The following is a 10,286-nucleotide window of genomic DNA, read 5'->3' on the forward strand; positions in this document are numbered from 1 at the left end:
GGGCCACAGCTTGCTCTTGTTTGCGTCCAATTCGTGTCTAATCTCTATCCCGACAGATTACCTACCAGAATGGTCGTGGTCTTACTCCACTCGAATTATGCCCGGCACTGGCACCGGTGTTCTCAATGTCGCTACTGGCGGTGGTTCTACAGCAAGGAACGCACAAATTTACAATGATAGGAGCTTCGGGCCTCAAGCACTGGCGTTTCAATGACCCTGACTCCTTGACCCCTGTTGAACTCCCCCGTCGTTATTGCTTACTCGCCGGCTCTAGCCGTTGGTTATGGCTGTTCCAATAGGCGAAGGTGGTGGTCATTGCCGCTTTGCTAACGAGGGCCGGGGACTTGTCCTTGCTTCTTGCGATGCTGTTGAGGGTGCCGAAGTCGTCGTCGAAGCCGCTGTTTTCGTTGTCCCAATCCAGTGCTTCGTCCAGCTCTGGGCTTAAGAGGCTGTTTAGCTGGTGGATCACCTGGCAAGTTTGTTGGTGGGACAAAGCCGCGTCCGGTGCCAGGGTGTGGCCTGGCAGCAGGGTGCCTTTGCCTAAGTTCAGTGCATTGAGCGCCTGGAAGCAGGCTGGGGTCATGCTGAATTGGCTGCCGTCACGGGTGAAGCCAAAGGCGATGCGGTATTGCTGATAGAGCTCAGACAGGCCGGACAGCGGGTGATGTTTGGTGAGGAGATCGGACATGGCATCCCATAGTTCCACTTCACTTCGATGTGGCGAGCGATTGCGGATGGCCGTGAGGCCCTCAATCAGTTCGTCGGCCTTCTCTTCCAGCTCTGCGACCAGTTCGTCGCGTCGGTATTCCAGCTCCTTGGCGGCCGCTACTGCGTGATTGCGCTGTCGCTCTATGGGATCGTCAATCATGCTGGAGCCGCGATTGGCGAGGGTTGGGAAGAAGTGGAACAAGATGAGGTCGCCCGCGGACTTGCCGTTTTGACACTTTGTCTTGGCAAAGTACTCCTCCCAGCTGCGCTGGGAGGGAGGCGTGTAATCGTACTCAGCGTCCATCAGCTTGTTATGGCTACGAAGTCGCAGCTTGCCAGAACGGTCGAGCACCAGTTGCTTGGTCGAGTCGGTCTCGTTTTTGTGGGTTTCCAGATAGTCTATGCACTGGTCGATAAAGGGCAGGATATCGAGCTGGGCGTAGCGGCTGAAATCCAGTCCGGTGGCATAGTCCATGGCGGCTTCGAACTGGTGGCATTGCTCGCCGTAGAGTTCTTCGATGGTGTTGAATTGGTTCATAGCTGGCGTCCTTGTCGATAAAGCTTTGATGGGATGAGTGGCCTCGTGGGCGGGGAGGCCACATCCTTGTGGTTCTTTGCTAAGCGTATGTTTTACAGTTGGCCGGAGAAGGCTTTTTGGCTTAGTGATGCTGACAAGGTATTAAGCCCGGTTGTGGATGTACTAATGGATTCCTTTAACTGTTCAATTCTTTCGAAAATTGCGACGAACTCATTCTGCTTTTCCACTGGCGGCACGTAGACCTCAACAGACTCAAGGTTTTTCTGGCTAATCCCTTTGATCGTTGCGCCGGTAACAAATGGGCGGACCTTATGTGTTTTCACTTGCGGATGAGCCAAGTAGGCATAAAGGAACTTTAGGGAAAGCTGTTTGAAGCATGGGGTAACTCTGATGAGCGACGATTCGAACAGCAAAGGCTCATCAGATTGTGGAATTAGTGATGGCTTTGCCGCTCCCTCATAGTTCAGTGAACGGCGAGAAATTAAAAGGTCGCCTGCGGTTAGGCGGTACTTTTCTTGGTCTGCAGGAGAGGCATCCACACGCTTCAACGAACCCCTTTGTACGTAGTCATAGAATGCATCCCCCATGTGAACCATTTCTGTACCCGAATCTGAGTACATACCCTTTGGGTAGTAAGCCCCATTTTGAAGCTTTTGGCTTACAAGTTCTCTCAGCGGTTTCACCTCCCAGCCCTTGGGATTGGTGACGGGATCGCCGAACAGGTCGAGGAAGACGCTGCGGAGGAAGTCGTCGGCGAGCTGGATGGCTTGTTGGCGTTTGCGGCGAATGCCGTCGGCTTTGTCGAGGATGGCGGCGATGCGCTTTTGCTCGGCCAGCGGGGGCAGGGGGATTTCTGTATCCTTAATCATCCCCTGACTAATGTTAGGCTGCGCTCCACCTACGGCATTTCTTAAAAATACAGGTACTTTGGCTTGGAGCGCGTAGTAGACATACTTTGGGTGTGCCTTCATTGGATCGGGAACGATGCTACATACAGCCTGATTAGTTGCAGCATCTATCCCTAACATTGCCATTCGGCCAACGGTGGCGCCATACATAGCGAGTAGCACCGCGCCTTGCGGAACCATTTTTGCGCTGCTCTTCTGAACTGCCAAGTCTGAAATAAATTCAGTAGCCTCAGTGACGATCTTCTCTCTAAGGTCACCAGATTTGACCCAAGGAATCTCTCCCTCGAAATACTCAGGGACTTTGCGTGAGGGTGTGCCACCACTCCCTGTTTTGCAAAATTCTGAAATCTTAACCAACGGCCAACTCACAGCATCCCCTCCAGTGCCTTAAGCTCAGTCTGGATCTCATCTTCCAGGGTCATCAGCTGCTTGAGCAGCACTTTGGGGTCCTCGAAGGTCTCTGCCTTATACACCACCTCTTTGTAGCGGTTGATGGAGAGATCGTACTTATTGGCTTTAATGTCGGCGGCGTCCACCAGGAAGGCTTTCTGGGTTTTGTCGGCCCATTGCTCCAGTGAGTCTCCGGCAATCACCGCCTGCTGGTAGGCGCGGTACTGGGCCACCATGTCCGGCAGATCGTTGTCCTTGATGGCGCTGCGCTTGTCATCCAGCGAGAAGCCGTCGGCTTGCACATCGTAGAACCAGATTTTTTCCGAACTGCCGCCCTTGGTGAAGAACAGGATGGCGGTGGAGACGCCGGCGTAGGGTTTGAATACGCCAGAGGGCAGGGAGACCACGGCCTCCAGTTGGTTGTCCTCTAATAGGTGCTTGCGCAGGGTCTGGTGGGCCTTGGAGCTGCCAAACAGCACGCCGTCGGGGACGATGGTGGCGGAGCGGCCGCCGGTTTTGAGCATGCGCTGAATAAGGGCAACAAACAGCAGCTCGGTTTTTTTGGTTTTGACTACGCGTAGCAGGGTGGGATCGACATCCTCTTCATCCAGGCTGCCCTTAAAGGGCGGGTTAGCGAGGATGAGGGAGAAGCCTTCGCGGGCCTCGCTGCGGCGACGCTCCAAAAAGCTTTGGCTCAGGGTGTCCTGGTAGTGCACATCCGGGGTTTTGACGCCGTGCATGACGAGGTTCATGGCGGCGACCCGCAGCATGGTGGCGTCGAAATCGAAGCCGTGGAACATGTCGCTGTCGATGTGGTGGCGGTTTTCGATTAAGTCACCGGCGTAGAGGGTGTTGACCACCGGCTGGCCGTGCACGTCCAGTACTGGTTTGCCGTCTTCGAATTGCGGCTCGCGCTCGATGCCGTCCTCGGAGGAGTACTTCTCCAGCAGGTACTCGTAGGTGGTGGAGAGGAAGCCACCGGTGCCACAGGCGGGATCGCAGAGGCGGTCGGTTTCGCTCGGGTCGACCATCTCCACCATGGCGCGAATGACGTGGCGCGGGGTGCGGAACTGACCGTTGATCCCAGCGGTGGTGAGCTTGGAGAGCAGGTACTCGTACAAGTCGCCCTTGGTGTCCTTGTTTTCCAGCGGCAAGTCGGAGAGCAGCTCTACCGCTTTAACCAGCAGGGAGGGCTTTTGGATCATCAACTGGGCGTCTTGCATAAACTCGGCAAACAGGGTGCCTTCACCGGCCAGCTCGGCGAAGTGGGGGAACAGCTCATCTTTGATCAGCGGGTAGAGTTGATCGGCCCCTAAGTGACGCAGGCTTTCCCAGCGCAAGTGCTGCTCACAGTTCTCGAAACGGCGGTTAAAGGGCTTGCCGGTACGGGCACTGCGCTTCTCGTCGGCACGCTCGTTCATGTCCAGCATGCGGGCGTACATCAGGAAGGTGATCTGCTCGACTACGGTGAGCGGGTTGGTGATGCCGCCGGTCCAGAATTCTTCCCAGAGTTTGTCGATTTTGCTTTTCAGTTCGCCGGTGATCATAAGGGGCTTGGCTTCTCTTTATCTGTCTTATGTTGTCTTGTGGGCGCGGCGAAGCGGGGCTTCGCCGCGCGCGATGTTGTGTTGGTGCCGGGCAAATGGGACCGTGATGACCTCGGAGTCAGGGCCGCTATTGTAGCGGCTTTGGACGCGATCCGGGGTTATTCGGGGCTTTTAGGTTGTGACATCCACCTGCTTTTGCGGCTCGCCCATGGGCACGTTGAAGCGTTCGATGAACTGGACGATGACATCGGCCTGAGTTTCATTGAAGACGCCATCGAGGCCCTCGTCGTGCACTTGGGTAAAGGGCGCTTCGTAGAGCTGGGCGATTTCGATGGCGCCATAGCGCACCAGATGGCTTTTCAGCAGGTTGATAAAGCGCTGCTGGCGGCTGTTGAGCTGGGTGTACACCTGTTGAACAAAGGCGGTAAAGGCGTGCTCGATGGCGGCCTTGTCCATGCCGATGAGGGTGCGCAAGAGTTGATCGAGCCGGGCTGTGGAGTCGGGGAAGAACTCCTTTAGGGTGTTGAGATCCACATTGGGGTTCTGGGTATGCACCAGGGCGTTCAAGGTGGCCAGCTCGGATTCGCGCACCGGCTCACCGGCGCGAATTTGCTGCAGCACCGGGTTGGTGTCGAACAGGGGCTGCAGGGTTTGCTCCACGGCTTGCTTGTAGATCTGGTAATCCACGGTGCGAATGTCGGTCTTTACCTCGTCCACCTGGTATTCGGCACGGTCTTCTTTCACATCGATGATGGGGGGGACGGGGGCCGGTGGTGCCGTGCCTTTGTCGCGCAGATGAATGACACCGCGCAGCTCAGTACGGGCGTGCTCCAGGGTGGCGTGATCGGCATCGCTCCAGAAAGTGGCTTGTTGCAACTGCTTGACGGTGGCGGCCTTGGCGCGCACTTCGTTGAGGTGCATCGACAGGGTGGTGACTTTGTCGAGGATGGGGCCGGCGATGACATCCAGCTTGCCGGGCTGGGTCAGTTTAAGGTGCTGAGCCTGGGTCAGCTGCAGGTCAAAGCGCAGGGCTTCGCTTTCCCCTGAGATGTTGCGCCACTGCATCAGCGGGGCCATTTCATCCATCAACAGGTTGGCGGTGTCCGGGGCCATCTGGTGCAGGCGTTTGGCGTCACTGAGCTGGGCCTTGAGCTGCCATTTCTCCCGCACGGCGATGGTTTGGTCATTAAGCGCGTCGATGTCGGCTTTAATGAGGGGGACTATGGCATCGAAAACGTCCATCTCGGCGCGCTTGAGAGACTCTTGGGCCAGCTTGACGCGGGCTTCAAATAGGTTCTGGGACAGGGATTTTCCCTGGCTGCCCTCGTCCTCTTCATAGTGCAGTTTGAAATACTCGAAGTTGTTCCAGTGATCGAAGATGAGGAAATGGCTCTTGTGTTTACCCGGGCCGTAGAGGTTCTCGCACAGGCGGGTACCGCGGCCCACCATCTGCCAGAACTTGACCTTGGAGCGGATGGGTTTGGCAAACACCAAGTTGACGCACTCGGGCACGTCGATGCCGGTATCGAGCATGTCGACGGAGACGGCGATGGTGATCTCATCGTCGTTGCCCTCGGCACTCTTGAAGGCGTCGATGAGATCGTCGGCGCGCTCGTATTTGGAGTGGATCACCCGGCAGAAATTACCCCCCAGTTGGGGGTACATCTCATGGAACAGCTCGGTGAGCAGCTCGGCGTGGGCGATGTTGCGGGCGAAGACGATGGATTTACCCGGAAGCTGGCCATCGATATCACGCAGGCCCTTTTCCATCAGGTTGCGCAGGATGGCGCGGTTGGTGTCTTTGTTGAAGATGGCCTTGTCGAGTTGAGCTGAGTCGAAGTCGAGGGTATTGGGATCAATACCCTGATCTTCCAGCTCGGCCACCTGCTCGTCGCTCAGTTCGTTGGCCTTAAGCCCGTCGCGCAGAAATTTGGTGGTGAAGGACACCGGCTTAAAGTGCACTAGGTTGCCATCCTCGATGGCCTGTTCCAGCGGGTAGTTGGCGGTGGGCAGCTTGTAGTCGCAGCCAAACAGTTGGCTGGTGGAGCGGGAGATCATCTCCACCGGGGTGGCGGTAAGGCCCACCTGCAGGGCGTCGAAGTACTTAAACAGCTCGCCGTATTTGTTGTAGATGGAGCGGTGGGATTCGTCGGCGATGATGAGATCAAAGTGGCCGACGTCGAAACTCTCGAAATCTTTGATCATCCCCGGGTAGGTGGCGATGACGATGCGGGCCTTGGCGGCCAGATCTTTCTTGCTCTTGCCTTTGACGTAGAGCGGTTCGTTGGTGAACTCGTTGTAGGCGTTGGCGGCCTGCTTGCGCAGCTCTTTGCGGTCACAGAGGAACAGCACGCGCTTGGCCCAACCGGCGGCCAGCAGGCGCTTGGTCAGGGCGATGGAGACCCGGGTCTTGCCGGTGCCGGTGGCTTGAACGATCAGCGCTTTGCGGTGTTTGTCACTAAAGCGCTCGCACACCCGGGTGATGGTTTCGATTTGGTACAGTCGGCCAGCGACCTGGGTGTCTATCTCGGTTTGGTTGAGATTTTTGCGCTGGCTGCGCTGCTGGATAAGGTACTGCAGGCTGTCTTTGGAGTAGTAGCCGAACAGCTTGCGGGGCACATAGCCCTGGGCGTCGTCCCAGATCCAGATATCAAACCCGTTGGTGTAGAAGATCACCGGGCGCTGGCCGTGGGCCTTCTCTAACGCATCGGCGTAGAGCTTGGCCTGCTGCTGGCCTTTGCGGGCGTTTTCCCGGGTGCGCTTGGCTTCCACAACCGCGAGCGGTTTGCCGTCGTCGTCCCACAGTACGTAGTCGCAGTAGCCTTTACCGGTTTCGGTGGGCTGGCCGTCGACTTCGATCTCTTTGCCGACTTGTTCGGGGTCGTTGACGTTCCAGCCGTCGCTGCGCAGCTCGGCGTCGATAAGGCGGCGGCGGGTTTCGGCTTCGTTGAGCTCGAAGGTATTGGTGAAGCTGTCGGTGGTGGTCTTGAGTCGGGCCATGGCGGCCTGATCGATCTGCTGCTTGAGCTCGGCGGCTTGGCGCTGGGCTTTCTGTTGGGCGGCTTCGGCGGCCTCCAGTTCTTTCAGCGCTTGCTCTAATCGTGCGCTGTTGTCGGCCAGCTTCTGCTGCAGTGCCTTGTTCTTGCGTTTGAACTCGCCCTTGCTTTCGTCTTCGCGCGGGGCGTTTTCCGGGGACTGGTAGGGCGGACACTGGGCCTGTTTGCCATCGCCATAAGCGATAAACAGCCAGCAGCCGATAAAGTAGGACTCTTTGAGTAGCCAGAGGGCGTCGTGCTGATCGACATGGCCTTCGTGGGCGGCCTTATTGCCCCCTTTGCGCACGGCGTGGAACTTGTCGAGGATACGGCTATCGACGACGGAGCGCAGCTCGGCGTTACACAGCTTGTCATAGATGTTGGCGTTGGGCTCGGCGGGAATGCGCAACTCCATGAACAGGTAGCCGACGATCCTCTCGACATAGCAGCGCAGCTTGACCATGGCGCTTTGTGGATCGCTGACCGCGTAGGTTTCGGCAAAGGCGCCCAGATCGGCCAGTTCGGGCCAGGTGGTGCGCAGGTGTTCGAAGTTCATGGAGGATTTCACGCTCGCTATTTCCTTATCTGTGCCAGCTGTACCGCAATGACTATGCCAGAGTTGTTATTCGGTGTCCGTTGTCTGGGTCAAACCTACTGATTTCATCCAGTTGCCCAAGGTTTGATGACTCGAAGCGCCAAGCAGTTTTGCGGCCTGAGATTTGTTGCCTGCCGTTTGTGCCAGCGCCTTTTCGATGGCCGTTCGCTTAAGGCTATCAAGGGTTTGCTGGAGGTTGAGGGGCAGGGTGAGCGTGTTAGCCATTTCGGAGTTTACGGATTTTTGCGGGCGTTTGAGTAGGGCGCCTTCCATATCTACCGCGCTGATCTCCTGTGCACCGGACCAAAGTGCAGCTCGGTGCAGGGTGCTCCAAAGCTCGCGAACATTGCCTGCCCACGGCTGTGACTTTGCAAAGTTAATTGCATCAACGGAAAGTTTCTTACGTTCCAGTTGTGGATGGGTGGCAAGCTGCTGATTGATTTCAGATAGCAGGGTGTCGAGCAGCTCAGGAAGATCGTCCTGCCGTGCGCGCAATGGGGGCAGCTCGATGATGCCGACCGCGAGGCGATAGAAGAGGTCTTCACGGAACTCGCCACAGGCCACCATCTCAAACAGGTCGCGGTGGGTGGCAGCGATGATGCGCACATCCACGGGCTCAGACTGTGTTCCGCCCACTTTGGTGATCTCCCGTTCCTGTAGCGCCCGGAGTAGCTTAACTTGCACCGATAGGGGCAACTCACCGATCTCATCCAGAAACAGGGTGCCGCCTTCGGCTTGGGCAAACAAACCTTGGTGCTCTTTGTCTGCCCCGGTAAACGCCCCTTTGACGTGACCAAACAGGATGGAGTCGACTAGGTTCTCCGGTAAGGCGCCACAGTTGACAGCACGAAAGGGCTTGTTGGCCCTAAGGCTGGCGGCGTGGATAGCCTGTGCCATGACCTCTTTTCCGGTACCGGTTTCTCCCAGCACCATTACTGAAGCATCGGTAGGAGCCAGACGTTGGGCCCGTTCAACCACCTGTTGCATCACTTGGGAGTTGGCGGTGAGTTTATCGAAGGCTTTTCCTAATTTCGGCTGGCCAGCGGCTGAGGTTTGCAGGGCCTGCATGGCAGAGCGTTGATATTCGCTGGCAAAGTCGAGAGGAATGTCTACCTCGTGCACGTCGCCATCAGGGGAGGACTGCATAAAACGGCACGAGCCGATGCTTTTGCCCAGCAGCACTGCCAAGGTGATCATCGCTGGCGTGCCTGAGGTCAGGCTGATGGTGATGTCATCGTCCTGTTCTAGTGCATTGTGGATCTGACGCTGGGTAAACTTGGCAATGCTGGGATAGTGAATGGGGCTGTTCAGGCGGGCTCGCTGCACAGTGACATCCAGATATGGCCGGTGAGCGATAGCCAGCTGCTTCTTCAGCCAATCGCGGTATGGCTGCCAATCTTCCTCCCAACTGCTGCCAAGGATAAGGATACGGTCAAATGCGGTTGAGCTTTTCAGGGCTATAGAGGCCAGTGCGGCATTCTTGTCCTGCTTCATGTGGTCGATATCGGCTTTGCCCAGCCAGGAGATCAGCGTTGCCATGGGTTGATTTTGTTGGTTTTTAATGCAATCGAGTATCCCACAGATGGCCTCACGAATGGGAGAGTTGTGAGAGCGCCTGTGAGGTGATCGGTTTGATCCGATTTTTGATCCTTTCTTTTTGGGCTTTGCTTTCCGATGCAGGCAGGTGCTTTGGGGAGGGAGATGACTGATCGCAGGCTTTGCCTTTGGTTGCGATTGAACGGCCTCCCCCTGGCAGATTCTATAAAGGTGGCGGTTTTCTTTACCCGTTACTTTGTTCGGGTTTGTTTTATTGCGTGGGTTTCTTTACTGGGTGATGACTGGCTTCGGTGTGGCGAAGGGGGTTGAGCGGCGATGTTACCCATGTTGAGGCGGTATTCTTTACCCAGGTTACTGCGCGCTATACTGTTGCGTTAGGCAAAGAAAAGCCCGGCATGTGCCGGGCTTAGTAATGACGATTTAAAGCTTGAGTGGCTAAAGGACGGAAGGCTAGGCCATGGCTCCGTAAAACTGAGCTTCGAAAGTCGGTATGGTTATCATGGACAGAGCGGCCTCGATCAATTCGGACCCAAGAAGTGCGTCGCTACCCGTTGTGTACCAGTGCCCATACTGCACATACGTTAAGGCCGTTAGGAGGAGCAAGTCTTGTCCCCCATTTTCGATGCAATAATCCTTAATCTTGGGCACTGCGCTGAACTCGGGATCATATGGCGGCAATGAGGCGAACAATTCGAGTGCTTGAGGGGTCGCATAAGCCACTTGCTGCGCTTCCTTGTGCTTTTGATTCAACTGATAGTTTCTCCACTGGCCCCGATTGTTTTCAACGCGAGAGAACTTCTTCTTCATTTTGGCGCGCTGTTTCCGTTTTACTTGATTGCCCATCGTAATTCTCCTTCTCGTTGGGTGTTGTCTCCGTTAGACCAGGGCGGGAGCATACTTTGATCACAATTCACCCAAAGAACACTTTCGCCCTGTAATCGTCATCCCAGCCTGCCCGTTTAAGCTTGTTGCGCTGACTGGGTGAGCCGCAATCACACTGCTTGAGTA

The 10,286-nt window shown here is 56.2% G+C and carries 6 protein-coding genes; all 6 read right to left on the reverse strand.

Translation table 11 applies throughout. The annotated features are described in order from the left end of the window. Positions 1–250 precede the first annotated feature (250 nt). A complete protein-coding gene (locus ABEA08_RS11565; protein ID WP_345335470.1) occupies positions 251–1,246 on the reverse strand; it encodes a hypothetical protein in 996 nt (331 codons plus the stop codon). A gap of 92 nt (positions 1,247–1,338) precedes the next feature. Beyond that, positions 1,339–2,523, reverse strand: a complete 1,185-nt coding sequence (locus ABEA08_RS11570) for a restriction endonuclease subunit S (RefSeq protein WP_345335471.1) — start codon at positions 2,521–2,523, stop codon at positions 1,339–1,341. Then, positions 2,520–4,091, reverse strand: coding sequence for a type I restriction-modification system subunit M (locus tag ABEA08_RS11575; protein WP_345335472.1), 1,572 nt, complete (start codon positions 4,089–4,091; stop codon positions 2,520–2,522). Before ABEA08_RS11575 ends, ABEA08_RS11570 begins: the two co-directional genes overlap by 4 nt. Positions 4,092–4,262: 171 nt before the next feature. Then, entirely contained in the window at positions 4,263–7,694 is a 3,432-nt protein-coding gene (locus tag ABEA08_RS11580) for a DEAD/DEAH box helicase family protein (protein WP_345335473.1), read from the reverse strand. A 54-nt stretch (positions 7,695–7,748) separates the two neighbouring features. After that, positions 7,749–9,260 carry a sigma-54 interaction domain-containing protein gene (locus ABEA08_RS11585; RefSeq protein ID WP_345335474.1) on the reverse strand — a complete coding sequence of 504 codons (1,512 nt, stop codon included), beginning with the start codon at positions 9,258–9,260 and terminating at the stop codon, positions 7,749–7,751. Positions 9,261–9,728: 468 nt separating this feature from the next. Further along, positions 9,729–10,121, reverse strand: coding sequence for a hypothetical protein (locus ABEA08_RS11590; RefSeq protein WP_345335475.1), 393 nt, complete (start codon positions 10,119–10,121; stop codon positions 9,729–9,731). Positions 10,122–10,286 lie beyond the last annotated feature (165 nt).

Origin of the sequence: Ferrimonas pelagia (assembly GCF_039543565.1) — a bacterium.
Taxonomy (GTDB): domain Bacteria; phylum Pseudomonadota; class Gammaproteobacteria; order Enterobacterales; family Shewanellaceae; genus Ferrimonas; species Ferrimonas pelagia.

Bases quoted from the DNA above. Each gene is read 5' to 3' on its own strand.
- ABEA08_RS11565 (WP_345335470.1), bottom strand. From the start codon at position 1,246: ATGAACCAATTCAACACCATCGAAGAACTCTACGGCGAGCAATGCCAC.
- ABEA08_RS11575 (WP_345335472.1), bottom strand. From the start codon at position 4,091: ATGATCACCGGCGAACTGAAAAGCAAAATCGACAAACTCTGGGAAGAA.
- ABEA08_RS11585 (WP_345335474.1), bottom strand. From the start codon at position 9,260: ATGGCAACGCTGATCTCCTGGCTGGGCAAAGCCGATATCGACCACATG.
- ABEA08_RS11590 (WP_345335475.1), bottom strand. From the start codon at position 10,121: ATGGGCAATCAAGTAAAACGGAAACAGCGCGCCAAAATGAAGAAGAAG.